General features: G+C 71.6%; 21 protein-coding genes. 3 read left to right on the top strand and 18 right to left on the bottom strand.

Annotation, left to right across the window (positions count from 1 at the left end; genetic code table 11):
• Positions 1–15: 15 nt before the first annotated feature.
• From ASH01_RS12825 to mraZ, 16 genes are all read right to left on the bottom strand, one after another.
• Complete coding sequence (locus ASH01_RS12825) at positions 16–498, bottom strand: cell division protein SepF (RefSeq protein ID WP_056776256.1); 483 nt, start codon at positions 496–498, stop codon at positions 16–18.
• Positions 499–538: 40 nt separating this feature from the next.
• Complete coding sequence (locus ASH01_RS12820) at positions 539–1,279, bottom strand: YggS family pyridoxal phosphate-dependent enzyme (protein ID WP_056776255.1); 741 nt, start codon at positions 1,277–1,279, stop codon at positions 539–541.
• On the bottom strand, positions 1,276–2,022 hold the full coding sequence (locus tag ASH01_RS12815; protein WP_056776253.1) for a polyphenol oxidase family protein: 747 nt from the start codon (positions 2,020–2,022) through the stop codon (positions 1,276–1,278). The genes ASH01_RS12820 and ASH01_RS12815 overlap by 4 nt, the downstream gene beginning before the upstream one ends.
• 140 nt (positions 2,023–2,162) lie before the next feature.
• On the bottom strand, positions 2,163–3,452 hold the full coding sequence (gene ftsZ, locus ASH01_RS12810; protein WP_056776251.1) for a cell division protein FtsZ: 1,290 nt from the start codon (positions 3,450–3,452) through the stop codon (positions 2,163–2,165).
• 361 nt (positions 3,453–3,813) lie between these two features.
• Positions 3,814–4,590 carry a cell division protein FtsQ/DivIB gene (locus tag ASH01_RS12805; protein ID WP_082619809.1) on the bottom strand — a complete coding sequence of 259 codons (777 nt, stop codon included), beginning with the start codon at positions 4,588–4,590 and terminating at the stop codon, positions 3,814–3,816.
• The gene (gene murC, locus ASH01_RS12800; protein ID WP_056776249.1) at positions 4,587–6,062 is read right to left on the bottom strand and encodes a UDP-N-acetylmuramate--L-alanine ligase; all 1,476 of its coding nucleotides are present in this window, start codon (positions 6,060–6,062) and stop codon (positions 4,587–4,589) included. The genes ASH01_RS12805 and murC overlap by 4 nt, the downstream gene beginning before the upstream one ends.
• Positions 6,059–7,171, bottom strand: a complete 1,113-nt coding sequence (gene murG / locus ASH01_RS12795; RefSeq protein ID WP_056776247.1) for an undecaprenyldiphospho-muramoylpentapeptide beta-N-acetylglucosaminyltransferase — start codon at positions 7,169–7,171, stop codon at positions 6,059–6,061. The genes murC and murG overlap by 4 nt, the downstream gene beginning before the upstream one ends.
• Entirely contained in the window at positions 7,168–8,463 is a 1,296-nt protein-coding gene (gene ftsW / locus ASH01_RS12790; RefSeq protein ID WP_056776245.1) for a putative lipid II flippase FtsW, read from the bottom strand. The genes murG and ftsW overlap by 4 nt, the downstream gene beginning before the upstream one ends.
• The gene (gene murD / locus ASH01_RS12785; protein WP_056776244.1) at positions 8,460–9,950 is read right to left on the bottom strand and encodes a UDP-N-acetylmuramoyl-L-alanine--D-glutamate ligase; all 1,491 of its coding nucleotides are present in this window, start codon (positions 9,948–9,950) and stop codon (positions 8,460–8,462) included. Before murD ends, ftsW begins: the two co-directional genes overlap by 4 nt.
• Entirely contained in the window at positions 9,947–11,032 is a 1,086-nt protein-coding gene (gene mraY, locus ASH01_RS12780) for a phospho-N-acetylmuramoyl-pentapeptide-transferase (RefSeq protein WP_056776242.1), read from the bottom strand. Before mraY ends, murD begins: the two co-directional genes overlap by 4 nt.
• Positions 11,029–12,447: a UDP-N-acetylmuramoyl-tripeptide--D-alanyl-D-alanine ligase gene (locus ASH01_RS12775; protein ID WP_056776241.1), complete on the bottom strand. Its 1,419-nt coding sequence runs from the start codon at positions 12,445–12,447 to the stop codon at positions 11,029–11,031. Before ASH01_RS12775 ends, mraY begins: the two co-directional genes overlap by 4 nt.
• On the bottom strand, positions 12,444–14,018 hold the full coding sequence (locus tag ASH01_RS12770) for a UDP-N-acetylmuramoyl-L-alanyl-D-glutamate--2,6-diaminopimelate ligase (protein WP_235509608.1): 1,575 nt from the start codon (positions 14,016–14,018) through the stop codon (positions 12,444–12,446). The genes ASH01_RS12775 and ASH01_RS12770 overlap by 4 nt, the downstream gene beginning before the upstream one ends.
• 11 nt (positions 14,019–14,029) lie before the next feature.
• The gene (locus tag ASH01_RS12765; RefSeq protein WP_056776237.1) at positions 14,030–15,817 is read right to left on the bottom strand and encodes a peptidoglycan D,D-transpeptidase FtsI family protein; all 1,788 of its coding nucleotides are present in this window, start codon (positions 15,815–15,817) and stop codon (positions 14,030–14,032) included.
• Positions 15,818–16,343: 526 nt separating this feature from the next.
• Positions 16,344–17,006: a hypothetical protein gene (locus ASH01_RS23045; protein WP_056776235.1), complete on the bottom strand. Its 663-nt coding sequence runs from the start codon at positions 17,004–17,006 to the stop codon at positions 16,344–16,346.
• Positions 17,003–18,013: a 16S rRNA (cytosine(1402)-N(4))-methyltransferase RsmH gene (rsmH, locus tag ASH01_RS12755; protein ID WP_056776234.1), complete on the bottom strand. Its 1,011-nt coding sequence runs from the start codon at positions 18,011–18,013 to the stop codon at positions 17,003–17,005. The genes ASH01_RS23045 and rsmH overlap by 4 nt, the downstream gene beginning before the upstream one ends.
• Before the next feature lie 364 nt (positions 18,014–18,377).
• Positions 18,378–18,809, bottom strand: coding sequence for a division/cell wall cluster transcriptional repressor MraZ (gene mraZ / locus ASH01_RS12750; protein ID WP_020144649.1), 432 nt, complete (start codon positions 18,807–18,809; stop codon positions 18,378–18,380).
• Positions 18,810–19,306: 497 nt separating this feature from the next.
• On the opposite strand from mraZ, the gene ASH01_RS12745 reads away from it, so the two are divergent.
• The 3 genes from ASH01_RS12745 to ASH01_RS12735 are packed head-to-tail and all read left to right on the top strand — an operon-like array spanning position 19,307 to position 23,914.
• Positions 19,307–20,347: an AAA family ATPase gene (locus tag ASH01_RS12745; protein ID WP_056776232.1), complete on the top strand. Its 1,041-nt coding sequence runs from the start codon at positions 19,307–19,309 to the stop codon at positions 20,345–20,347.
• Between the two features lie 16 nt (positions 20,348–20,363).
• Complete coding sequence (locus ASH01_RS12740; protein WP_056776231.1) at positions 20,364–21,608, top strand: DUF58 domain-containing protein; 1,245 nt, start codon at positions 20,364–20,366, stop codon at positions 21,606–21,608.
• Positions 21,605–23,914, top strand: a complete 2,310-nt coding sequence (locus tag ASH01_RS12735) for a transglutaminase family protein (protein ID WP_056776228.1) — start codon at positions 21,605–21,607, stop codon at positions 23,912–23,914. The genes ASH01_RS12740 and ASH01_RS12735 overlap by 4 nt, the downstream gene beginning before the upstream one ends.
• A 373-nt stretch (positions 23,915–24,287) precedes the next feature.
• Here ASH01_RS12735 and ASH01_RS24045 read toward each other — a convergent pair whose 3' ends face one another.
• On the bottom strand, positions 24,288–24,503 hold the full coding sequence (locus ASH01_RS24045) for a helix-turn-helix domain-containing protein (RefSeq protein WP_082619808.1): 216 nt from the start codon (positions 24,501–24,503) through the stop codon (positions 24,288–24,290).
• A 331-nt stretch (positions 24,504–24,834) separates the two neighbouring features.
• Positions 24,835–26,103 (bottom strand): site-specific DNA-methyltransferase, encoded by a 1,269-nt coding sequence (locus ASH01_RS12730; protein WP_162263884.1) that lies wholly within the window; start codon positions 26,101–26,103, stop codon positions 24,835–24,837.
• Positions 26,104–26,122 lie beyond the last annotated feature (19 nt).

Genomic DNA, 26,122 nt, shown 5'->3' with positions numbered 1-26,122 from the left:
GGTGGACTGGTGGGCTCAGCTCTGGTTGAAGAAGCCGCGGGTGTTGGCCGCCGGCGCCTCGGGCTCGTCGGCCGAGATCTCGACGTGCGCCGGCGAGAGGAGGAACACCTTGGAGGTGACCCGCTCGATCGTGCCGTGCAGCCCGAAGACGAGCCCAGCCGCGAAGTCGACGAGACGCTTGGCGTCGGCGTCGTCCATGTCGCTGAGGTTCATGATGACCGGCACCTGGTCGCGGAACCACTCACCGATGTTCTTGGCCTCGTTGTAGGTGCGAGGGTGGATCGTCGTGATGCGGTTGAGCGAACCGACCTCGACATCGCGCACGACGGCGGCGACGGGCCGCTTCGTGGGCAGCTGCGTCACGGCAGCGGTGTGCTCGGTCTCGTCGTCGTAGCGGTCGGACTCGTCGTAGGCGTCGTAGTCGTCGTAACGATCATGACGCTGGTCCTCCTCGCTCAGTCCGAGGTACACCATCGTCTTGCGCAGTGCCCCTGCCATGGCCAACTCCCAAAACGTCGGATTGTGATCGTTGACGACGTTACAGAAGTGACGGGCGTGAACCGAGGATTGCCGTGCCGACACGCAGGAGTGTCGCTCCGTGCCGCAGCCCGGCCTCGAGGTCGCCGCTCATGCCGGCGGAGATCCAGTCGGCACCGGGGTGCCGAGCACGTATGCCGTCCGCCACCTCTCGCAGCCGGGTGAACGCCGCGTCGGGGTCGGCGCCCAGAGGGGCGACGGCCATGACGCCGCGCAGGTCCAGGAGCTGTTGTGCCGCAACGGTGTCCGCGAGGGCGTCGACATCGGCGGGGAGGACACCACCGCGCGACGTGTCGCCGTCGAGGCTCACCTGGAGCAGCACCTCGACGGTCCGGTCCGCGGCGTGGGCGCCCTTGGCGAGGGCGGCGACGAGCTTCGTGCGGTCGACGGACTGGACGACGTCGGCGTAGCCCGCGACGTGCGCCGCCTTGTTGCTCTGGAGCCGGCCGATGAAATGGAGGGTCGGCGCCTCGGCGCCGGCCTCCGAGAGCCGGTGCCGGACCTCTCGGAACTTCTGGGCGGCCTCCTGGTCGCGGTTCTCGCCGAAGTGCCTGACGCCGAGGTCGTGCAGGAGCAGGACGTCGGAGGTCGGGAAGTACTTCGTGACGACGACGAGGGTGACGTCGTCGGGGTCGCGTCCGGCCTCGGCGCAGCCGCGCTCGATGCGCGTGCGCACGGCACCGAGGCTGTCGCGCAGCTCGTCGCGTCGCGCCGCGTCACCGCTCGACGGGGCGCCCGTCACGCGTGCACCGGCCGGAGCGCGACGATGCCGGCGAAACGACCGGTACGGCCGTCGCGCCGGTAGGAGTAGAGGTCGCCGCTCTCGCGGGTGCAGCCCGGGACCCACTGCACCGCGACGTCAGCCGCAGCGAGCTGTTCGACGACGCCGGCGGCCACGTCGATGGCCGGGGTCCCGGTCCAGGACCGTGCGGCGGAGGCCGCTGAGGTCTCGGCGGCGGTGCGCGCCATCTCGGCCGGGACCTCGTAGCACCGTCCACAGACGGACGGCCCCACGGTCGCCGAGACGGACGTCGCACCGAGGTCGTGCATCGCGGTCACGGCCATGCCGACGATGCCCGCGAGCATGCCCGGCCGACCGGCGTGCACCGCCCCGGCGACTCCGGCGCGAGCATCGTGCAGCAGCACCGGGACACAGTCGGCGACCAGCACACCGAGCGCGAGATCGGTTGCCCGCGTGACGATTCCGTCGACCGCTGGTGGCTCCCCGACCCACGGCCCGTCGACCTGCACGACATCGGCCCCGTGGACCTGGTTCATGAGGACGAGACGATCGCGTGGGACGTCGATCTCGTGCGCGACGGCGGTGCGGTTGCCCTCGACGTCGGCGGGGTCGTCGCCGACGTGACCGCCGAGGTTGAGACCGGCATACGGCCCGCTCCCCCGGCCTGCCGACCGACCCGTGAAGGCGAGGTCGACGGAGCAGGTGTCGCCGTCGCTCGCGGTGGTGGTGCGCCAGTAGAACACGATGACAAACCTATCCCGCGGACCAGAGCGGCCCGCGGCCGACCGCACCGTTGCGGGGCCCTGGGACGCCGACGGGCGGGAGACGCTGAACGCGTCTCCCGCCCGTCCGGGTCGATCTCGGCCTCGGGCCGCCCGTGGCCCTACTTGAGGAAGTCGGGGACGTCGAGGTCGTCGCCCTCGTCGAACGTCACCTGGCGCGGCGGCTGCTGCACCGGCTGGGCCGCGGGGGCCGGAGCGTGGTGCTGGGGCTGCTGCGCCGGGGCAGCGGGCTGCTGGGTCGGCAGCTGCTGGGCGGGCTGCTGGTGGTGCACCGGGGCCGCCTGTGCCTGCTGCGGCGCCGCCTGCTGCGGAGCCGTCTGGGGCACGCCGTTGGAGTGCTGCGGCGCCGACTGCGGGGCCGGCGAGGCCGGACGCTGCTGGGCCGGCTGCGAGCGACCCATGACCTGCCCGAGGGCGCGGTCGTCGTGTCGCTGGCTGGGGCCGCCGCTGTCGAAGCCCGCGGCGATGACCGTGACCCGGACCTCGTCGCCCAGGGCGTCGTCGATGACGGCACCGAAGATGATGTTGGCCTCCGGGTGGGCGGCCTCCTGGACCAGGCGGGCGGCCTCGTTGATCTCGAAGAGACCGAGGTCGGACCCACCCTGCACGGAGAGGAGGACGCCGTGCGCGCCGTCGATGGACGCCTCGAGCAGCGGGCTGCTGATCGCGAGCTCGGCCGCCTGGACGGCCCGGTCCTCGCCGCGCGCGGACCCGATGCCCATGAGGGCTGAGCCCGCCCCCTGCATGACCGACTTGACGTCGGCGAAGTCGAGGTTGATGAGACCGGGCGTCGTGATGAGGTCGGTGATGCCCTGGACACCGGAGAGCAGGACCTGGTCGGCCGAGCGGAAGGCGTCCATCATCGACACGTTGCGGTCGCTGATCGAGAGCAGCCGGTCGTTGGGGATGACGATCAGGGTGTCGACCTCCTCGCGGAGGCTGCCGATGCCGGACTCGGCCTGGTTGGCGCGACGACGGCCCTCGAAGGTGAACGGGCGAGTGACGACACCGATCGTCAGGGCACCGAGCTCGCGCGCGATGCGAGCCACGACGGGGGCGCCGCCGGTGCCCGTGCCGCCGCCCTCACCGGCGGTGACGAAGACCATGTCGGCCCCCTTGAGGACCTCCTCGATCTCCTCGGAGTGGTCCTCGGCGGCCTTCTTGCCGACCTCGGGGTCGGCGCCGGCGCCGAGGCCGCGCGTCAGCTCGCGGCCGACGTCGAGCTTGACGTCGGCGTCGCTCATGAGCAGCGCCTGGGCATCGGTGTTGATGGCGATGAACTCGACACCCTTGAGGCCGACCTCGATCATGCGATTGATGGCATTGACGCCGCCGCCGCCGATGCCGACGACCTTGATGACGGCCAAGTAGTTCTGCGGTGCTGCTGCCACGAGAGTGGGCCTTCCTGACTGGTGGTGCCGGTGCTGCGGGTGGTCTGGGGGACGGGCGGTGCGTGGTCTGGGTGGTGCGGCTCGTTCCGAGCGTGTAGCCCTCAAACCTTAAACGTAGACATAAAGGTTACAGTTTGGTCACGAACCAGTGCCCTGACGGTATGACGAGGCACAGGGTCGATCAACCCACGCCGCGGCGTGTCGTCACCGGGATTGACCCAATTCCGGGAGCCGCGCCCCAAGGGCCACACCAGCACCACCGGACACTCGGGTCACGACCGCCCGGGGATCACCCTCCCACGACCGGCCTGCGGGCCCGTGGGCGGGTCCCGTGGCGGACGAGACGCCCCGGCCGTGGGTGTCAGCGTGTGACCGGTGACGACGGGACGCTGACGTCGATCGTCGAACCGGGTTCTGGCAGAAGGATCTTCACGAGGTTCGCCTTGCGTTTGCCGTCGGCGGCGCCACCCCAGACGACCGTCTTGCGCTTCTCCCCCTTGGCCTTGACGGTGAAGGAGACCTGGTCCGCCGTCGACACCGACACCCCTGAGACGTCGGCACGCAGCGACGGGTCGAGGGACCCCAGCGCGCCCAGGGCTGCCTCGACCCCGGCCTTGGTGACCTGCGCGGACCCCGAGCTGACGAGCGGGACGCCGTCGGGGGCACTGCCGACGGTGCGGAAGGCGACCCCGTCGCGGTCCACGACGTCCACCTCACCTCGAGGGTTGCGGACGGCGAGCACGGCGACCCTGGGGGTCACCGTGATGACGACGGTGTCGGGCAGACCGCGGCCGACGGTGACCGAGCTCCACGCCTTGCCGGCGAGCAGCCGCTGCGCGACGGCGTCGGTGTCGACGCGCATGAGCGGCCCGCCGAGCGGCACCCGGGCGACGGCACGCACCTGCGCGGAGGCGGCCGCGCTCACGCCGTGGACCTCGACGCGAGACGCCGTGAGGGTACTGCTGAACCACCCCACCCACACGAGCAGCCCGGCGCCCAGCACGAGGGCCGCAAGGATCCCCGCGACGAGGCGAGGACGGCGCCGAGCGGCGGCCGCGCGGCGCTCGAAGCGGGTGCGCGACGAGGCGAGCCCGGTGCCCGCGACCCGGCGGCGGGCGTTGCCGTGCTCGAGCATCATGGCGTGCCTCCCCCGAGGATCCGCAGCACCTCCGGGCCGATCATCGTGACGTCGCCCGCGCCGACGGTGAGCACGAGGTCCCCTGGCCGGGCGAGGCCTGCGACCCGACCGGCCACCTCCGACCACGAGGGCACGTAGTGGACCTCCACCTCGGGCCGGGCCGCCGTCACGGCGTCGGCGACGAGTCGGCCGGACACTCCGGGCACGGGGTCCTCGCGGGCGGCGTAGACGTCCATGAGGACGACGACGTCCGCCGGGGACAGACCGGCCCCGAGCTCGGCGGCGAAGTCGCGCGTGCGGCTGTAGAGGTGCGGCTGGAAGACGACGACGAGCCGGCCGGTGTCGCCGACGAGGTCCTTGGCGGTCTCGACGACCGCTGCGACCTTGCCCGCGTTGTGGGCGTAGTCGTCGACGACGACGACTCCGCCGGCCTCGCCCTTCGGCTCGAAACGACGGCGCGTCCCTGTGAAGGACGCCAGCCCGGCCAGGACCTGGTCGGGCGCCTGACCGAGCCCGTGGACGGCGGCGGCGTACGCGGCCGCGGCGTTGAGCGCGTTGTGGCGGCCCGGCACACCGAGCGTCATGCGTCGCTCGACGCCCTCGTCGAGCAGCGTGACCGAGGACGTGACGCCGTCCTGGTGGTGATGGTCCAGGACGACGTCGGACGACGGCTCGAAGCCGTAGGTCAGCACGCGCGTGCCCGCGGCCCGGGCTCGCTCGGCCAGCGCCACGGCACCGGCGTCGTCGGTGCACGTGACGAGCAGGCCCCCGGGACGGATCGTGCCGACGAAGGCGTCGTAGGCCGCCTGGACAACCTTGAAGTTCGAGTAGAAGTCGAGGTGGTCGGGCTGGACGTTGGTGACGATCGCGACCTCGGGACGGTAGACGACGAACGAGCCGTCGCTCTCGTCGGCCTCGACGACGAAGACGTCGTCGGAGCCGTCGTGCGCGTTGGTGCCGTGCTTCGCGAGCTCGCCGCCGACGGCGAACGACGGGTCGAGACCGCAGCCCTGCAGGGCCACGGTGAGCATCGAGGTCGTCGTCGTCTTGCCGTTGGCACCGGCCACGGCGACCGGCCGGCGTCCGCGCATGAGCGCGGCGAGTCCCTGCGCGCGGTGCAGCACGGGCACGCCACGCTGGCGCGCGGCGACGAGCTCGACGTTGTCGTCGCGGATCGAGGAGCTCATGACGATGGCGTCGGCACGCTCCTGGTGCGCCTCGTGGAAGCCGACCCACACGCCGGCGCCCTCGCTCTCGAGGGCCTTGAGGACGGGCACGTCCTTGGCGTCGCTGCCCGTGACGCGGATGCCACGCGCGAGCATGATGCGGGCGACGCCCGACATGCCGGCGCCGCCGATGGCGAGGAAGTGCACGCGACCGAGCTCGTCGGCGCCGGGCACGACGGCCCGGAAGTCGAAGCGCGCCGCCGCGAACGGGTCGTCGACGGTGGGGGTGCGCGGGGTCTGGGTCACGTGCGGTTCCTGCCTGCTGCGGCCCGGTCGACCAGGTCGGCGAGCTTCTCGTCGGCGGCGGGTTCGCCCAGGGCCCGGGCGGCCGCAGCCATCCGCGAGATCCTCTCGCGGTCGGTCGCGAGCCCGAGCAGCACGGCGTCGACCCACTCGGGGGTGAGGTCGGCGTCGTCGACGAGCAGGCCACCACCGGCGGACACGACGTCGGCGGCGTTGACGCGCTGCTCGCCGTTGCCGACGGGCAGCGGGACGTAGACGGCCGGCAGGCCGACGGCCGTCAGCTCGCACACCGTGTTGGCACCCGAGCGTGCGACGACGAGGTCGGCGGCGGCATACGCCAGCTCCATCCGGTCGGCGTACGGCACGACGACGTACGGGGCCCCCTCGGCCGGCGGCTCGGGGACGAACTCCTTGCCCAGCCCGGTCACGTGCAGCACCTGCACTCCCCCGCGGCTCAGCTCGGCCACGCGCGCCCGGAAGGCGTCGTTGAGGCGCTGGGCGCCGAGCGACCCGCCGGTGACGAGGACGGTGGGCCACTGCGGCTGGAGCCCGAAGAGCTCGAGGGCCTCGGCACGCACGGCTTCGCGGTCGAGCGTGGCGACCTCACGGCGCAGCGGCATGCCGATCCGCTGGGCGTGCGGAAGGGACGTGACCGAGAAGGTCGTCGCCACGGCACTCGCCCAGCGGGCGCCGAGACGGTTGGCCAGGCCCGCACGGGCGTTCTGCTCGTGGACGACGATGGGGACGTGACGGCGCCGCGCGGCGAGGTAGGCCGGGGTGCTGACGTAGCCCCCGAAGCCGACGACGACCTCGGCACCGGTCTCGTCGATGGCCGCGCCGGCGGCGTCGACGGCCGCCTTGAGACGGCCAGGGAGCCGAAGCAGGTCGGCGCTCGGGCGACGCGGCAGGGGCACCTTGGGCACGACCCTCAGGTCGTAGCCCCGGGCCGGCACGAGGCGCGCCTCGAGACCCTCCTGCGTGCCGAGCGCCGTGACCCGCAGGTCGGGGTGGCGCCGACGGAGGGCGTCCGCGAGGGCGAGCAGCGGCGACACGTGGCCGGCGCTGCCTCCCCCGGCGAGCAGGACGGAGGTGGGCGAGGACAGGGGGATCACCGGCTTCTGCGACGTTGCGGGACGGACCGGACGCGGGACGGGAGCACCGCGAGCGACCGACGGACGAGACTCGGGCGCGCGTCGAGCAGGGCCTTGCAGCCCGGTTCGTTGCGCGCGAAGGACAGCAGGATGCCGAGGGCCAGGAGGGTCGTCACGAGTGAGGACCCTCCGGCCGAGACGAGCGGCAGCGGGACACCGATGACCGGGAAGAGCCCGATGACGGCGCCGATGTTGATGATCGCCTGGCCGAGGAGCCACGCCATGATGCCGAAGCCGGCGATGCGCACGAACCGGTCCTGCGTGCGGCTGACGAGCCGGAAGCAGGCCCAGGCGAGGATGCCGAAGAGGAGCAGCACCATGAGCGTGCCCGGCAGCCCGAGCTCCTCGCCGATGATCGCGAAGATGAAGTCGTTGTGCGCCTCGGACAGCCACTCCCACTTCTCCTTGGAGGCCCCGAGGCCGACGCCCCACCACCCACCGTCGGCGAGGGCGTAGAGCCCGTGGACCGACTGGCCGCACCAGCCGTCCGGGTCGGCGTTGCAGGACGGGCTCAGCCAGTTCGCGATGCGGCTCGTGCGGTTGTTGCTGCCGGTCACCATGAGGGCGACCCCGAGGACGGCGAAGCCTCCCGCGATGGCGAACACGCGCTTCGGGGCACCTGCGACCAGCAGGACCGCGGCGACGATGACGAGCACGACCATCGCCGTGCCGAGGTCGTGCCCGGCGAGGATCAGGCCGATGACGACGGTGGCGATGGGCACGAGGTAGGGCAGCACGACGTGGAGCATGCTCGCCATCCGCGACGACTTGTTGGCGAAGATGACGGCCCCGACGAGCACGAGGCCCACCTTGGCGAACTCGGCGGGCTGGAACTGGATCGGCCCGACGGCGAGCCAGTTGCGGTTGCCGTTGACACTCCGGCCGAACGGGATGACGGCTGCGAGCAGCAGCACGGACACGATGATCGTCGGGAAGGCGAGGCGCTTCCACGTGCCCACGGCGACGCGGCTCGCGACACCCGCCGCGACGGCGCCGATGACGGCGAAGAGCAGCTGGCGCAGGAACACGGTGTACGAGGCCTCGTCGGCGAGCAGCTGCTCGACGCTGGAGGCCGAGAAGACCATGATCAGGCCGAAGACGACGAGCGTCGAGGTGGCGCCGAGGATGAGGTAGTACGTCGTCAGCGGCGACTCGAGCTTGCCGATGACGGGCAGCGACCGGTGCGTGGTCGCGGTGTCGGCCGCGCCCGCGGTGCCCGCGGCCGTCTTGTCGCCGGCGGTGGTCGCGCTCACTCCAGCCCCCCGTGTGCCTCGAGGTGCCGCCGGACCGCCTCCTCGAAGGCATCGCCGCGGGCTCCGTAGTTGGTGAACATGTCCATCGACGCGGCGGCGGGGGCGAGCAGCACGACGTCGCCCGGCTGGGCGAGTCGGGCAGCCTCCCTGACGACACGGTCCATGACTCCAGTGTCGGTGTCGGACACGTCGACGACCGGGACATCCGGCGCGTGTCGGGAAAGGGCCTGGGCGATCTGGTCGCGGTCGGCGCCGATGAGCACGACACCCCGCAGGCGCGAGGCCATCTCCTCGACGAGGCTGTCGACGTCGGCTCCCTTGAGCAGGCCTCCCGCGACCCACACGACGGAGTCGAACGACCGGATGGCCGCAGCGGCCGCGTGCGGGTTGGTGGCCTTGGAGTCGTTGACGAAGCGCACGCCCTGGACCGTCGCGAGCTCGGCGATCCGGTGCCGGTCGGGCCGGAAGGCCCGCAGGCCGTCACGCACGGCGATGGGACCGACGCCATAGGCACGGGCCAGCGCGGCCGCCGCGAGGGCGTTGGCGACGTAGTGCGGCGCCACCGACGGAGCGTCACCCCGCAGGTCGGCGATGGTGCACAGCTCGGCGGCCGAACGCTGGCGCTGTTCGACGAAGGCGCGGTCGGCGAGGACGTCCTCGACGACGCCGACCATCGAGGGCGCCGGGATGCCTGTCGTGAACCCGATCGCACGGCACCCCTCGACGACGTTGGCCTCCATGACGAGCTGCTCGGTCTGGATGTCCGCGACGTTGTAGATGCACGCCAGGTGGGTGTTCTCGTAGATCTTGCCCTTGGCCCGGAGGTACTCGGCGTAGCTGCCGTGCCAGTCGATGTGGTCGGGAGCGACGTTGAGCACGGCGGACGCGACGGCCGAGACCGAGCGCTGCCAGTGCAGCTGGAAGCTCGAGAGCTCGACGGCCAGCACGTCGTAGGGCTCGGGGTGGAGCACCGCCTCCAGCAGGGGCGTCCCGACGTTGCCGGCCGACGTGGCGCGCAGGCCCGCGGCCCGCAGGATCGAGGCGAGCATGTTGACGGTCGTCGTCTTGCCGTTGGTGCCCGTGACCGTGAGCCACGGGGCGGCGCCCTCCCGGGCGCGCATGCGCCAGGCGAGCTCGACCTCTCCCCACACGGGTATGCCGGACGTGGCCGCCGCGAGCATGAGCGGGTCGTGCGGGGGGACGCCGGGCGAGGTGACGACGAGCTCGGTGCCCGGCGGCGGCTCGACGACGTGCTCGGGGCCCAGGCGGACGTCGACGTCGAGGATCTCGAGGATCGTCGCGCGCTCGCGGATCGCCTCGGTCTCGTCGCGGGAGACGGCCGTGACGCGGGCGCCGCGGTCGGCGAGCGCGTCGGCGGCGGCGAAGCCGGACACGCCGAGCCCGACGACGAGGACGTTGATCCCCGACCAGTCCGCGTCACGGTGGGTCAGTCCCTCGCGGGGCTCGTAGAGCGGGTCGAAGCTCACTGGGACCCCACCACCCACTCGGCGTAGAAGACGCCGAGGCCGAAGGCGACGAAGAGTCCGGCGATGATCCAGAAGCGGACCACGACCGTCACCTCGTTCCAGCCGACCATCTCGAAGTGGTGGTGCAGCGGCGCCATCCTCAGCACCCGTTTACCGGTGGTCTTGAACGAGGCCACCTGGGCCACCACCGACAGCGTCTCGAGGACGAACATGCCGCCGAGGATGATGAGGAGAAGCTCGGTGTGGGTCGTGATGGCGAGGCCGGCGAGCGCGCCGCCGAGGGCGAGCGAGCCGGTGTCACCCATGAAGATCTTCGCGGGCGTCGCGTTCCACCAGAGGAAGCCGAAGCACGCGCCCATGCCCGCAGCAGCCACGAGGGCGAGGTCGTGCGAGTCGCGCACCTCGTAGCACTTGATGCCCGGGTTGGTCTGGCAGTTCTGGTTGAAGGTCCAGATGCTGATGAGGACGTAGGCGCCGAAGACCATCGTCGAGACGCCCGTCGCGAGACCGTCGAGACCGTCGGTGAGGTTCACGCCGTTGGACGCGCCCGCGATCATGACGTTGGCGAACACGACGAAGAGGATGACCCCGACGACGGTGCTGCCACCGAGCGCGAGGCTGATGTTCGTGTCGCGCACGAACGACACGAGCAGCGAGGCGGGATTGCGGTACTGCTCGTTGGGGAACTGGAGCGCCAGTCCGGCGAAGGTGATGCCGACGAGGGCCTGCCCGAGGAGCTTCTGCTTCGAGCGGAGGCCGAGGCTGCGCTGCTTGCTGATCTTGATGAAGTCGTCGAGGAAGCCGACGAAGCCGAGACCTGCGGCGAGGAAGAGCACGAGCAGCCCACTGGCCGTCGGTGGGTTGAGGGTCAGCAGGTGCGCGAGGAAGTAGGCGCCGAGCATCGCCGCGAGGATGACGGCTCCGCCCATCGTCGGCGTGCCGCGCTTCGTGTGGTGCGAGGTCGGCCCGTCGTCGCGGATGAACTGGCCGTAGCCGCGCTTGACGAGGTACTTGATGAACAGCGGGGTGCCGAACAGCGAGATGAGCAGCGAGATCGATGCTGCGAGAAGGACGCCCTTCACCGCGAGACCGCCTCTCCGGAGGTCGTGGGGACGGGTGTGGTGGTGCTCGCGCCCTCGGAGGCGAGGCGGTCGCCGAGCCAGCGCAGTCCGCTGTCGCGGCTCGACTTGAGCAGGACGACGTCGCCGGCGCGGAGGCGCGCGGCGAGCAGGTCGTGGGCGGCGTCGGTGTCGGGCACCCACTCCGAGCCGGGGACGGCCTCGGCGAGCGGACGGGCGCCCTCGCCGACGGCCACGACGTGCTCGAAACCGCGCGACGCGGCATACGACCCGACGGCTGCGTGCTCGGTGTCGCTGTCGGGGCCGAGCTCGAGCATGCCCCCGAGGACGGCCCAGCGCTCCCCCGTCACGTGCATGGCGGCGACGGCGTCGAGCGCGGCACGCATGGAGTCGGGGTTGGCGTTGTAGGCGTCGTTGACGACGACCACGCCGTCGGCCCGGTCGGTGATCTCCATCCGCCAGCGGCTCACGGCCTCGGCAGCGCCGAGCCCGGCCACGACCTGGTCGAGCGACAGCCCGAGCTCGAGCGCCGCCGCGGCGACGGCGAGGGAGTTGCCGACGTGGTGGGCACCGCTCTGGCGCAAGGAGACCCGGGCCGAGCCCTGCGGGCTGACGAGGGTGTATGCCGCCCTCCCGCGCTCGTCGAGGGTGACCTCCTCGGCGCGCACGTCCGCCTCGGGCGCGAGCCCGACGAGCTGGACCCGGGACGCGACGCCGGAGGCCATGGCGGCCACGACGGGGTCGTCGGCGTTGAGGATCGACAGCCCCTCGGCGGGGACCGCCAGGGGCAGCTCCGCCTTGGCGCGGGCGATGTTCTCGCGTGACCCGAACTCGCCGATGTGAGCGGTGCCGACGTTGAGGACGATCGCGACCTGCGGCGGTGCGATGCGCGTGAGGTAGTCGATGTGGCCGATGCCCCGGGCGCCCATCTCGGCGACGAGGAAGCGCGTGGTCGGCGTGACACGGCACACCGTGAGCGGCACGCCGATCTCGCCGTTGAGGGAGTTGACCGGTGCGACCGTCTCGGCGACCGACGACAGCACGGACGCGAGGAGGTCCTTGACGCTGGTCTTGCCCGACGAGCCGGTGATGCCCACGACCCGCAGCTCGGGAGCGCGGTCGACGACCCCGCGGGCGATCCGGCCGAAGGCCGTCTGGACGTCGTCCACGACGACGCACGGCACGCCGTCGACCGGACGCGAGGTGAGGGCTGCGGCCGCTCCCGCCGAGACGGCGGCAGCGACGAAGTCGTGCCCGTCGGCGCTCTCGCCGACCCGCGCGACGTAGAGGCTGCCCGGCCCGCACTCGCGGGAGTCGGTGGTCACCGGACCGTCGACGACGACCGCCTCAGGCGTGTCTGTGCCGTGGACGGCACCTCCGGTGAGGTCGCGGATCTCGCTGAGGGACAAGGCGATCACGACGTCACCCCCGACGAGGTGACGGCTGCGAGGGCGGCGCGCACGGCGTCGCGGTCGTCGAACGGGTGCTTCACTCCGTGGATCTCCTGACCCTTCTCGTGTCCCTTGCCGAGCACCACGACGGTGTCGACAGGGCGGTCCTCCCCCGTGCCGACCACCGCGAGGGCGATGGCCTCGGCGATCGCGCTCGAGCGCGTGCCGCCGTCGATGATCTCGGACGCCCGCGCCGACCCGGCACCGACCTCCTCGCGCGCCCCGGCGATGACGGCCGAACGGATCTCGGCCGGGTCCTCGGAGCGGGGGTTGTCGTCGGTGACGACGACGACGTCGGCGCGGCGCGCAGCGGCGGCCCCCATGGCCGGTCGCTTGCCCCGGTCACGGTCTCCCCCGGCACCGAGGACGGCGATGAGGCGACCGCCGGTCGAGGCACGCAGCGCTGCGAGGGCGGCATCGACGGCGTCGGGCGTGTGCGCGAAGTCGACGACGCAGCGCGGGCCCTCGGGTCCACCGGGCGCGACGACCTCCATACGGCCCGGCACGTCCGGGGCCACGGACATGGCGCCCTCGACCTCGCTCGGCTCGAGGCCGATGCGCAGGAGCGCGAGGGCGGCCAGCGCGGTGTTGGCGACGTTGAAGTGACCGGGCAGGTGCGAGACGAGGCTCAGGGCGCGGCCCGTGGACCGCTCCCGGAGGGTGAACGCGCCGTCCTCGTCCTCCTCGACGCCCCAGTCGGCGTCACGGGCGCCCTCGGTCGTCGTGGCGAGGGTCGTCGTCGGCACGTGGGCCTCGGACGCGAGGCGCCGACCCCAGGCGTCGTCGACGCAGACGACCGCGGCGCGAGAGCGCTGCGGCGTGAAGAGGGAGGCCTTGGCCGCGAAGTAGTCGTCCATCGAGGGGTGGAAGTCGAGGTGGTCCTGGGAGAGGTTCGTGAAGAGCGCGACGTCGTAGACGACGCCGTCGACCCGGTGCAGCTCGAGGGCGTGGCTCGAGACCTCCATGATGCAGGCGTCGATGCCCCGCTCCCGCATGAGCCCGAGGAGGGCGTGCAGGTCGGTCGCCTCGGGCGTCGTGCGCACGGACTCGACGCGCTCGTCACCGATCCGCGTCTCGACGGTGCCGATGAGCCCCGTCCGCTGACCGTGCGCCCGCAGCGCCGACTCGACGAGGTAGGCCGTCGTCGTCTTGCCGTTGGTGCCGGTGACCCCGAGCATCGTCAGCGAGTCGGAGGGCCGGCCGTAGACCTGCGCCGCGACGTCGCCGAGCACGCTCCGTGGGTCCTGCGTGACGACGACGGGCACCGTGAGGTCGGCCAGCTCGGCGAGGCCGGCCGTGTCGGTGAGAACCGCGACGGCTCCGGCGGCCACGGCGTCGGCGACGAAGCGCGCGCCGTGCACGTTGAAGCCCGGGAGGGCCGCGTACAGGTCGCCCGGGAGCACGGCTCGACTGTCGAGCGTGACCCCTGTCACGACGGCGTCGACGCCGGCTCCAGAGGGCACCTCGGCCCGGATCCGGGTCGTCAGGTCGCGGAGGCGCACACCCGACGTGGCGGGTCGAAGGGGGGAAGGTGACACGTCATCCCAACTTACAGGCCATCCCGCTTCGCCCGCGCATTGCTGATGACCTCGGGGTCGTCGGACGACAGGGGCTTGTCTGCCCAGACGTGGTAGTCGAGGGTCGACGTGGGGCTGGGCGGGGCACCGGTGCGCTCGAGCAGGTAGGACATGACCTGGTTGAAGACCGGTCCGGCCAGCGCGCCACCGAACATGCCGGAGCTGGGCTTCTGGATGAAGACGGCCACGACGTACTTCGGCGCCTCGGCCGGCGCGAACCCGATGAACGAGGCGGTGAAGCCGTTGTAGCGGCCCAGCTTCTCGTCGTAGCGGTCGGCCGTGCCGGTCTTGCCGGCCACGCGGTAGCCCTTGATGCGGGCCGCGCTCGCGGTGCCGTTCTCGCCGGTGACCTCCTCCATCATCCGCGACAGCTTCACCGCGGTGTCCTCGGTCACGACGCGGCTCGGCGTCGTCGGTGTCGACGGGATGACGGTGCCGCTGTCGTTGACGGTCCCCTCGACGAGCGACGGCGGCACGCGGACACCCTTGTTGGCGATCGTCTGGAAGACGCCGGCCTGCTGGATCGCCGTGACGGCGTAACCCTGGCCGAAGAGGATCGTGTAGCGCCGCGTCGAGACCCAGTCCTTGGCGCCGGCGAGCAGGCCCGCCGACTCCCCGGGGAAGCCGACGGGGGTCTTCGAGCCGATGCCGAACTTGCGGTAGTACGCCTCCATGATGGTCGGCGAGACGCGCTCGCCGATGAGCATGGTGCCCATGTTGGACGACTTCGCGAGCACGCCCGTGGCCGTCATGTTCTCGACGCCGTGCGGCTCGTTGTCCTTGAAGGACGTGCCGGCCCGGGGCAGGCGCGGGGGCACGATGACCCCGGTGTCGGGCGTGATGACGCCCTGCTCGAGAGCGGCAGCCATCGTCATGAGCTTGCCGGTCGATCCGGGCTCGAACGCGTCGTTGAAGGCGTAGTTGCCGAGCGAGGACTTCGAGGCGTCGCCCAGGTCGTTCGGGTCGAACGTCGGGTAGCTCGCGGCGGCGCGCACCTTGCCCGTGGCCACCTCGAGGACGACCGCGGTGCCGGACTCGGCCCCGACGGCGGTCACCTGCTTGGCGAGGGCGTTCTGGGCGTACCACTGGAGGTCGGCGTCGATCGTCAGCTTGACGTCGCGCCCGTTGGCGACGGGGGTGTCGACCCGCTGCGATCCCGGGATGATGTAGCCGTCCCGGGCCCGCTCGGCGACGCTGACACCGGGAGTGCCCTTGAGCGCCGTGTCGAGCATCTGCTCGATGCCGCCTGCGCCGCTCTGGTCGGAGGGGCGCACGAAGCCGACGAGCTGGCCGAGCGCCATGGAGGTCGGGTAGATCCGCTGGGCCGTGCGCTCACCCGTGATGCCGGGGATGCCCAGCGCCCGGATCTCACGGTAGATCGCGGGGTTGACCTCCTTCTTCACCACGACGTAGCGGGTGTTCGAGCGCGTGAAGAGCTTCGTCAGCGCCGACGGCGTCATGCCGAGCAGCGGCGCGAGGTCGGCAGCGGCGCGGGTGACCCCGACCTCCTGCCGCACGCCGTCGACCTTCACCGTGTAGAGCGGGATGATCTTGGGGTCCGCGGCGATGGTGAAGCGCTCGACGGAGTCCGCGAGGACCTGTCCGTTCGTGTCGAGGATCTGGCCACGCATGGCCGGCGTCGTCGTCTTGACCGACCGCTTGAACAGCGCGGCCTCCTGGGTGGCCGACGCGTCGAAGGCCTGGATACGCAGCAGCTGCCCGGCGAAGATCGTGAAGACGAAGAGGATGGCGACGAACATGACGCGCGCCCGACGGCGCGGGTTCGCGCGCGAGATCTTGAGCGGGCGACGGGGCCCGCGCGGACCTCGAGGGCCTCGGGGTCCCCGAAGTGCCGCGGCACGCTGAGCTGCGGGCCCGCGACCGCGGCTCGAGGCCGTCTGGGTCCGGGGAACGCTCGTCCGCGTGCTGGCTCGGGGGCTGCCGGACGGACTGCCGCTGCGGCTACGAGCCGGCGCCGCGCCCCGCCCCGCCGAGGTCGCGCGCACCGACGTGCTCGCGCGCGCGCCCGCGGACGAGCCCGGCTTCTGGCCCGGCTTCTGGCCCGGCTTCTGGCCCGGGGAGCTGGCTGCACCGCTCTGCCGGACGGAGCCCGGCTGGGCGGCCCGCCCCTGGCCGGACCGACCCTGGGCGGGCCGGCCCTGGCTTGCGCGCGCCTGGCCGACGCGGGCCGTGCCCGTCGCGGAGGAGGCGCGACGGGTGTCCCCTGCGGGCGCAGCACCGCGACCGGTCCGTCGTGGATCGGTCGCTCGGTTCTGCGTCACGGGATCACCTCACCGTCGTCTGCTGGGCCTGCCCTGCCTGGCCCGCCCCGGTCGCGCCCGTGGCCTGCCCCGACGCTCCGGGCGTCGTGCCCAGTGTGGGTGCTGCGGGGGTCTCCGGCTTGGCACCGGGCGTCGTCGGCGTGGCGGCCTGGGACGGCGTGGCCGGCGTGGCCGAGGCCGCCTTGCTGGCCTTCGTCGCGGAGGACAGGACCTTCTTGACCTTGGCCGTCACGGCGGGCGGCGTCGGGCTCGTGACGATCGGGAAGGCGTTGTTCTTCGTCGCCGGCTCCGGCTCGCCCGACACGGTGCCCGTGGAGAGGTCGATGTAGCCGCGGGTGTTCATCCGCACCATGCCGATCTCGGCGGCGCTGCGCGCGAGCGCGCCCGTGGCAGAGGCCCGGTCGATGTCCTCCTGGAGGTTGCCGGCCGTGTCGCTGAGGCGTGCCGACTCGCGCTGGAGGTCGCCGACCGCCAGCGAGCCCTGGGCGAGTGCCGTGTTGAGCAGGAGCAGGGCGATGAGCCCGGCCGTGAGCAGCCCGATGCAGATCGTCACGAACGCGCCGTTGCCGGTGCGCGTGATGCTGCTCGGGATGACCCGGAGCGGCGTGGGGGCTGGGCCGCGCCGCGGCGCGCGGAGCGGCCGGGCCGTGGCGGTCATCTGGCTCATCGGGTGGGTCCCTTCCTGGTCCTGCTGGCTGGGGTGTGCGTGGAGGTGTCGCGCACGCGCTCGGCGACGCGAAGTCGGGCCGAGGCGGCCCGCGGGTTCGTGGTGACCTCGTCATCGCCGGGCGCCTCGGCGCCGCGAGTGACGAGGGAGAGGTATGCCGCGTGCTCGGCGAGCTCGACCGGCAGACCTGCGGGGGTGCTGGACGTGGCGCCGGCGGCGAAGGCCCGCTTCGTCGCCCGGTCCTCGAGCGAGTGGTAGGACAGGACCGCGATCCGGCCGCCGACGGCGAGGACGTCGATGGCCTCGTCGATGGCGCGGCGCCAGACCTCGAGCTCGTCGTTGACCTCGATCCGCAGGGCCTGGAAGGTGCGCTTGGCCGGGTGGCCGCTCTGTCGCTGCGAGGCGGCGGGGATGACGCGACGCAGCATGTCGACGAGGCGACCGGACGAGGCATACGGCTCGATCGCGCGGTCCTGCACGACGGCCTTGGCGATCTTGCGCGCGTAGCGCTCCTCGCCGTAGTCGCGCAGGATGCGGGTGAGGTCCTCGACCGAGTAGGTGTTGAGCACGTCGGCGGCGGTCTGCCCCGTCGACTGGTCCATCCGCATGTCGAGCGGCGCGTCGACCCGGTAGGCGAAGCCCCGGTCGGCCTCGTCGAGCTGGAGGGAGCTGACGCCGAGGTCGAAGAGGATGCCGTCGACCGCGGACACGTCGAGGTCGCCGACGACGTCCTTGATGTCGTCGTAGACGGCGTGGACCGGGCGGAAGCGGTCGCCGAACCGGGCCAGTCGCTCGCCCGCGAGAGCCAGGGCCTCACGGTCGCGGTCGATGCCGACCACGGTGCAGTCGGGGAAGCGCTCGAGGACGCCCTCGGCGTGGCCACCCATGCCGAGGGTGCCGTCGATGTGCACCGCCCCTGGCCGCTGCAGCGCGGGGGCGAGCAGCTCGAGGATCCGGTCGCGCATGACGGGGACGTGACGCTCCTGCGCCTGTCCTCGATCGCTCATGGTGCGTCCCTCTCACGCTCGTGCTGCTGGGCCCTGTGTGGTGCGTCTGTGACGCACGGGGCTGATGTGACTGGTGTGACCTCACGGCGAATAGGGATCCGCCGTGAGGTGATGTGGTGGTGGCCGGTCGGCCGGAGTGGCAGCGAACAGGTGGAGGGAGCTGGTCGCGTGCCGGTCGGGAGTGGTGCTGTCGGTGCTGCTCTGCGGTGCCCGTCGACCTGGGGGCTGGTCCCCATCCGCTGCCTCGCCCGGGACGGGGGAAGTCGTCCCGGGTGTGGAGCGGCTGGAGGCCGGCGCTCAGGTGCTGGTCGGTGGTGCGGGTGATGTCGTGGCGGTCGTCGTCGGCGACGGTGGTCGTCCCGACTCAGAAGAGTCCGGGGATCACCTCCTCCGCCGTGTCGGCGAAGCTCTGCTCGGTCTGCTCGAGGTAGGCGTTCCAGACCGCGCTGTCCCAGACCTCGAGGCGCGCGCCGGCACCGATGACCGTGACCTCGCGGTCGAGGCCGGCGTACTGGCGCAGGTTGGCCGGGATCGTGAACCGGCCCTGCTTGTCGGGGATCTCGTCGGACGCGCCGGAGAGGAAGACGCGCATGTAGTCGCGGGCGACCTTGCTCGTCGTGGGGGCCTGGCGCATCTGGTCGGCGACCTTGACGAACTCGTCCATCGGGTAGATGAACAGGCTGCGTTCCTGTCCGCGCGTGACGACGAGCCCACCGGCCATCCGCTCGCGGTACTTCGCGGGCAGGAAGAGCCGACCCTTCTCGTCGAGCCGGGGCGTGTGCGTCCCGAGAAACATGGTCCGCCACCTCCCCTTTGTCGACCCGAAGGCGTCCCCATTCCCTACCTTGAAGCCCCACGATACTCCACTTTGCTCCACCGTCAACGAACTTTGACCCTTTTTGGCCCGGCGAGTCCCGCGTTTACGCAGGTCAGACGGGGTGGAGTGAAGTGGAGCAGTTGGGGCACCACCACTCGCCCGAAGACCCCACGGCGGTGACGGCGACGCCCGCCCCGGGCCACCCGGCCGACGCCCGCGCCCTGCGGATCGTGCTCAACAGCGGGTTCGGCCCCACCAGGACCCGCACGAAACCGAACCGAACGGCCACACCGGACGTTGGAGGTGGAGGAAAGTGGAGGTGGTCCCGGGCGCGCTCCCGGGGGCGTCGACCACGTGCCCACGACCAAGGTCTCCATCCGGTCACGACCGGGGCAGCCCTACCGGTGTCGAGGGTCCATGGGAGAAGATCACCTGACGGGTTACGCAGCCCGCCACGAGCAGCGCTGCGCCACGACATGGGGACGACGACGGAGGACAGTGTGACGACGACGGACACGGGGCTCGGGACCACGGCATCACCGGGCGCGGCCGCGACCACGGGCGCAGCCGACCTCGACCTCATCCACGACGTGGCGGAGCGGCTCATGGGTGCCATGACAAGCGTCATCGAGGGCAAGCCTGACGTCGTCCGCACCACCGTGACGGTCCTCTTCGCCGGTGGTCACCTGCTCATCGAGGACGTGCCCGGCGTCGGCAAGACGATGCTCGCCAAGACGCTGGCCCGGTCGATCGACGCCACGGTGCGCCGCATCCAGTTCACACCCGACCTGCTGCCCAGCGACGTCACGGGCGTCAGCATCTTCAACCAGGACGCCCGCCGCTTCGAGTTCCGGCCGGGCGCCATCTTCGCCAACGTCGTCGTCGGCGACGAGATCAACCGCGCGTCCCCGAAGACGCAGTCGGCCCTGCTCGAGTCGATGGAGGAGCGCCAGGTCACGGTCGACGGGACGACCTACACCCTGCAGGCCCCGTTCATCGTCATGGCGACCCAGAACCCCATCGAGATGGAGGGCACCTACCCCCTCCCCGAGGCCCAGCGCGACCGCTTCATGGCCCGGATCTCGATGGGCTACCCGGCACCCAGCGCCGAGCTCGACCTGCTCGAGACGCACGGCTCGAGCTCACCGCTCGACGCCCTGACCCCCGTGACCGACGCCGAGACGATCAACCGCGTCGTGCACGCCGTCAGCCAGGTCCACGCGAGTCCTGCCATCCGTCAGTACATCGTCGACCTCGTGACCCGGTCCCGGTCGACGACCGCGCTGCGGCTCGGCGCATCACCGCGTGCCGCCCTGCACCTGCTGCGCGCGTCCCGCGCCTTTGCCGCGCTCGAGGGTCGCGACCACGTGATCCCTGACGACGTCCAGGTGCTCGCGGGGCCGGTCCTCGCCCACCGGCTCATGCCGTCGAGCGAGACCCAGCTCGCCCGCCGCACCACCGCCGAGGTGGTCACCGACCTGCTGCGCCAGGTGCCGGTGCCGCCCGCAGCGCGCTGAGCGGGGGCAGGCGCCCATGCGCTCGCTGCGCAGCGTCCTGACGACGAGGGGCCGGGCCTTCATGGGCTCGGGCGCGGTCCTCGTCCTCGCCGGGGTCATCTTCGGCTTCCGCGACCTCACCCGCTTCGGGGTGCTCCTCGTCGCGCTCCCCCTCATCTCCGCCGTGCTCGTGCGCACCCGCAAGACGCGGATGCGCATCGAGCGGCACAGCCACCCCGAGCGCATCAGCGTCGGCCAGGACGCACACGTCACGCTGTCCTTCGAGAACGTCTCGACGAACACGACGCCGATCTTCCTCGCCGAGGAGCGGCTCGACTACGTCCTCGGCGACCGGCCGCGCTTCGTCGTCGGCCGGATCCCGCCGGGCCGCGTCCGTGCCATCGACTACGCCGTGCGCTCCCACCTGCGTGGACGCCACCACCTCGGGCCCCTCGGGGTCCAGGTGCAGGACCCGTTCGGCCTCGCCAACCGCAACGCGGTGCTCGAGGGCACCGCCGACCTCGTCGTGCTGCCGGCCGTGCACCCGCTGTCGTCGAACCGCCAGCCGAGCGCGGGCGTCGGCTCCGAGGGCGAGCAGGCCCACCTCATCGCGCTGCACGGCGAGGACGACGTCACGATCCGCGAGTACCGCGACGGCGACGACCTGCGCCGCATCCACTGGCCCGCGACCGCCCGCACCGGCGACCTCATGGTGCGCCAGGAGGACCGCCCCGCGCAGCGTCGCGCGGTCGTGCTCATCGACCCGCGGCCCTCCGCGCACGGGGGCACGGGAGTGAGCAGCTCGTTCGAGTGGGCGATCACCGCGGCTGCGTCCATCGCCGTGCACCTGTGCGACTCGGGGTATGCCGTCCACCTCGTCTGCGCCGAGACGGTCGAGACCTCCCGCGCGGCCGAGACCATGACGCCCGAGGAGATCCTCGACGTGCTCGCCGTGGCGACGCCGCGCGACGACACGGGCGAGGACGAGATCCTGCGTGCCGGACAGGCCCTCGCCGCTGCCGGCGGCTTCCTCGTGGCTGTCGTCGGACCGCAGGGACGCGACATCACCTCCCGGGTGGCGAGCCTGCGCCAGCCGGGCACCACCGGCCTGGCGCTCGTCCTCGACGCCCGTAGCTTCGGCACGACCGATGCCGAGGAGGCCGAGCCGCACGTCGACACGCTGCGCCTCGCGGGGTGGCGCGCCGTCTCGGTCCAGCGCGACGAGGACGTCGCGCACGTCTGGGCCGTCCTGACGGCCGCCACCGTCGGAGGCAGCCGATGACCCGCCGTCGCTGGAGGATCACCCTCCTGGCCGCCCTGGCCACCCTGGCCGCCGTCTACCCCATCACGAGCCTCTTCGTCGAGTCCACGTGGCTGCCGCAGGCGGCCTTCGTCATCGCCCTCGTCGCCGGCCTCGGCCTCGTCGCCCGGGGCCTCACCCGCTCGCGCGGACTCGTCGTGCTCCTCCAGGTGCTCGTGACGTCCTACGTCATCCTCGCCCGGTACACGGGTGAGTCCTTCACCCTCTTCGTGCCGACACCTGCCACCCTCGAGGCGGCCAACTCCCTGGGGCTGCAGGCCCTCGAGACGATCAACCGCTACTCGGCCCCCGCGCCGCTCAACGACGGGCTGACGTTCTGCCTCGTCGTCGCCGTCGCGCTCGTCGCCATCGCGGTCGACGCCATGGCCGCCACGTGGCGCAGCCCGGCCGCCGCCGGACTGCCACTGCTGACGGCATACCTCATCACGGCGGCCAACGGCGACGCCGCCCTCGCGCTGCGCTTCTTCGTCGTGCCCGTCGTGCTCTGGCTCGTCATGCTGCACACGACCGCCCGGGCCCAGTTCGGGCGCTGGGGCACGGCCAGCGCGGCCGACGAGAGCGAGATCGACGAGGCAGCCCACGACCGCGACGCCCTGCGCTCGTTCACCGCGGGGGCGCTGAAGCTCGGCGCCGTCGGGGTCGTCGTCGCCCTCGTCGTGCCGGCCGTCATCCCGCACTTCCCACCGCGCTACCTCACCGAAGGGCTCGGCCGGTCGGGCGGCGGCGCCGGCGAGGGGTCCGTCGGGTTCAACGACACGCTCGACCTCTCGCGCAGCCTCAACAACCAGGACCAGTCGCCCGTCCTGACCTACACGACGACGGCCTTCACGCGGTCCCCCCTGCGGGTGCTCGCGACGTCGTACTACTCCCGCGGGCAGTGGAGCGTCGCCGGCGCCACCGGCGATCGTCCCGACAACCCGTCTCCCCTGCCGCCACCGGACAAGCGACGCGACTACGTCATCACCGTGACGGACAACACCCTCGCCGCGCCCCGCATCGCGGCGCCCTACCCGGTCGTCGCCGTCGCGATGGAGGGCACGCCGTGGAGCATCGACCCCGTCACGCGCGACGTCCGCGTCGACCGCGCGGTGAGCACCTACCGGGTGACGTATGCCGATCTCGCGCCCTCACCGCCGGAGCTGCGCGAGTCGGGAGCCCCGGACTCGCCGGACATCACCGACGACGACCTCACCATCCCGGACCGCTCGCGTGACCTGATCCAACAATGGTCCGACCAGGTCACCCGCGGCGCGGACAACCCGCTCGACAAGGCGATCGCGATCCAGGACCACCTGCGCGACCCGAGCCGCTACACCTACTCCCTCGACCTCGGCGAGCAGCTCCGCGACAGCCAGGGCCGCCTGCTCGAGCCGATCCAGAACTTCTACCAGACCCGGCGCGGCTACTGCGTGCAGTTCGCGACGGCGATGATCATGCTCGCCCGGGCCCAGGGGATCCCGGCCCGCATGGCGATCGGCTTCCTCCCGGGCCAGCTCTCGGACGAGCGCTACATCGTCCGCGCGAGCGACGCCCACGCGTGGCCCGAGCTCTACTTCCAGGGCTACGGCTGGCTGCGCTTCGAGCCGACCCCTGGTGCCCGTGCGGGCTCGCCGCCACCGTATGCCGTCCTCGGCGCGGGCTCCGGCCCGACGGGTGGTGGGCGCGAGGTCAGCGAGACGAACACCGCGAGCGGCACGGCCTCGGCCACCAGCTCGACCACGGCGGCAACGGCGGCCCCCGTGCAGAAGGAGGAGACGTTCCTCGGCTCCGTCGGGCACGTCTTCACCGTGCGCAACGTCGTGCTCGCCCTCGCGCTGGTGCTCGGCCTGCTCGCGGCGTTCGCGATGCCGATCACGGCCTGGCTGCTCCGGCTGCGTCGCCGACGCGCCGCCGTGACCCAGCAGGACCTCATCGAGGCCGAGTGGGACGACCTCACCTCGCACTTCGGCGACCTGGGGCTCAGTGCGCCCGAGGGCGTCACCCTGCGCCAGCTGCGCGAACGTTACGTCGCCGACGGGCACCTCGACGAGGAGAACGCCACCGCCATGCGACGGGTCACGGCGACCCTCGAGAAGTCCCGCTACGACCGGCCCGAGCGCACGACACCGCAGGAGGCCTTCCGGCTGCACCACGACATCCGGTCGATCCGGCGTCAGGTCGGCCGCACCCGGGCCTGGCAGACCCGGGCACGGTCCTTCTTCTGGCCCGAGGCTGGTGTGTCGTTCTGGCGCTCCCTCCCGGACCGCCTGCTCCCCCGGCGCCGCTGAGCCCGGCACACGGCACACGCAGACCACGGGACACCGCAGACGCGAAGGAGCCCACGACGACGTGTCGTGGGCTCCTTCGGTGTCCGGGCGGGCCGGCGCGGCGCGTCCTCAGTCGAGGTAGTCGCGCACTACGAACGCCCGTGCGCTGTGCTCGCTTGCGGGTACACGCGCAGGTCGGGAGCGCTGTGCAGTGAATTATCCTCGACTCAGCCAGTGCCAAAGTCTCCACTGCGCCAGTTGACGGCGAACTCGCTTCCCCGACGGCCTAGCCTCTCGAGTCGGCCGCGAGGCGGGAGTACGTGACCGGCTGGCTCCCGCAAGCTGTCTGGGACGTCGCCCCCCCGGGCTACGAGGCTCCCGCTGCAGCCATCCTTCACTTGGAGTGATGTGGGCGCCACGACTTGGGGCGATATTCGACGCCGGCGTCCTCGAGCAGCTTGCGCACCCGGCCAATCGAGTACCCCGTGGCCACGCAGAGTGTCCGAATGGAGGCCCCAGCGTTGTACCGCTCCAGCAGAACCTTGCCCACACGCTCACGGTCAGCCCGAGAGAGGCGCCGTCGGTGACCCGGGTTCGGGAATGTGCTCACGACACGCACCCTAGCTGCGTCCGAGTTGCCTCGGCCACACGAAGTGGGCGGAAGGACTGTCTACCCAGATGCATGCGGCCTTCAATCGCCGCCGAGCAGGTACGAGGTGTTGTCCCAAAGCGGCACGGAATAACGGCACGCCGCTGGCTGGAGTTCAGTTGACGCCGCTAACGGCGAAGAAGCAGCCCGGACATCGTTCGCACCGAGTCCAGTCCCAAACGCAGCGACGATGGCTCGCGCGATTCCGAGGTTGGTCTGGGAGGCGCAAGCCCTGCGCATCGTTCGTGACTGGCTAACGCAAGAGTCGGTGAACGCGGGCCGCCGGCGTGTCTCATGCAACGGCAACCTGCGGGAGCAGGCCGTCAATCCCCGTGGCGCTGGCCCCGAGTGTCGGAGGTACCGTGACGACGCGGAACGCACCACCGCCGCACCAGCGGGTCGCCGCACTGATCCCACCCGAGTCGGTCCCAGCCACCACGTGGGACAGGCGCGGGAGCAGAACCGTCTCGACGGTCTGCTTAAGGCGCTCCGAGGTTATCCATCTACGGCCCATCTTGTGAGCTGTCGCAGCAGTGCTGCCGGACCCGGCGAAAAGGTCAACGACAAGGTCCCCAGGGTTCGTGCCGATGTGCAGGATCCGCGCCATGAGCGTTTCCGGCTTCGGCGTGTCAAATAAGGTCGAGGCGTCTGGGAACAGTGTCGCGAGATGCCGCTTGGCATCGTCATTCGTACCGACGTCGCGCCCGCCCCAAATCGTGCCTGGAACCTGCAGCGCGTCGATGTCGAAGTTCTTCATCCGCGGCTGACCAGCTCCGCCCTTGGTCCACCAGATCCTCCCCTCCTGAAGCAGTCGCCGGAACACCGGCTCCGTCGCGAACCAAGAGCGCCCACGTGATGGTGTGAGCTCCACTCCGGCAGGGTTCACAATCACGTATTGCTGCCCCGGCCGGAAGCCGGGAGCGGTGAACGGTGCGTCACGCCAAGGACCCCTGGGGTCCCCATCCCGGTTGCTGGCGGCAACGACACCGGCGACGCGATTGCGGACGGTCTTCCAGTGCTTCGGGCCACCCATTGCGTATACGAGGATCGGATCGTGACCGACCGAGATCGCGGTGCGGGACTCGACGGTGAGCCGCTTCTGCCACACGACCGTGGCCACGTAGCCGCCTTCCCCCAGGACGTCGTCGAGGATGAGCCGCATTTTGTGGCTCATGGTCTCGTCCAGATGCACCCAGATGGAGGCGTCTGCGCTCAGGAAGGGCAGGATGGCCGCCAACCGGTCGCGCATCATCGACAGCCACGCGGACTGGGCCAGCGTGTCGACGTAGTGCCCGAACCGTTTGCCCGAACCGAACGGGGGGTCGATGTAGAGCAGTTTGACTGACTGCTCGGATAGGTCACCGGCGGCAGCGAGCGCGTCGATCACGTCGAGGCCATCGCCACATGCGACGATGCCGCTCACCGGGCCCTCTCCCACCCTGCCGACGTTGACCATGGCAGGAGGTTCGGGACGACCGTCGACCCACGCGTAGTCACTCTCCCCTTTCGCGATGAGCAGCCGCTCGCAGTTGGCCCAAGAGAAAGTCGTCCGGTTCGTCACAGGACACAGTCAATCAGGC

This window comes from Terrabacter sp. Soil811 (assembly GCF_001429655.1).
In the GTDB taxonomy this organism is placed as follows: Bacteria; Actinomycetota; Actinomycetes; order Actinomycetales; family Dermatophilaceae; genus Terrabacter.
The sequence above is the reverse complement of the archived record's forward strand: the minus strand, read 5'-3'. Positions and strand labels throughout refer to the sequence as shown.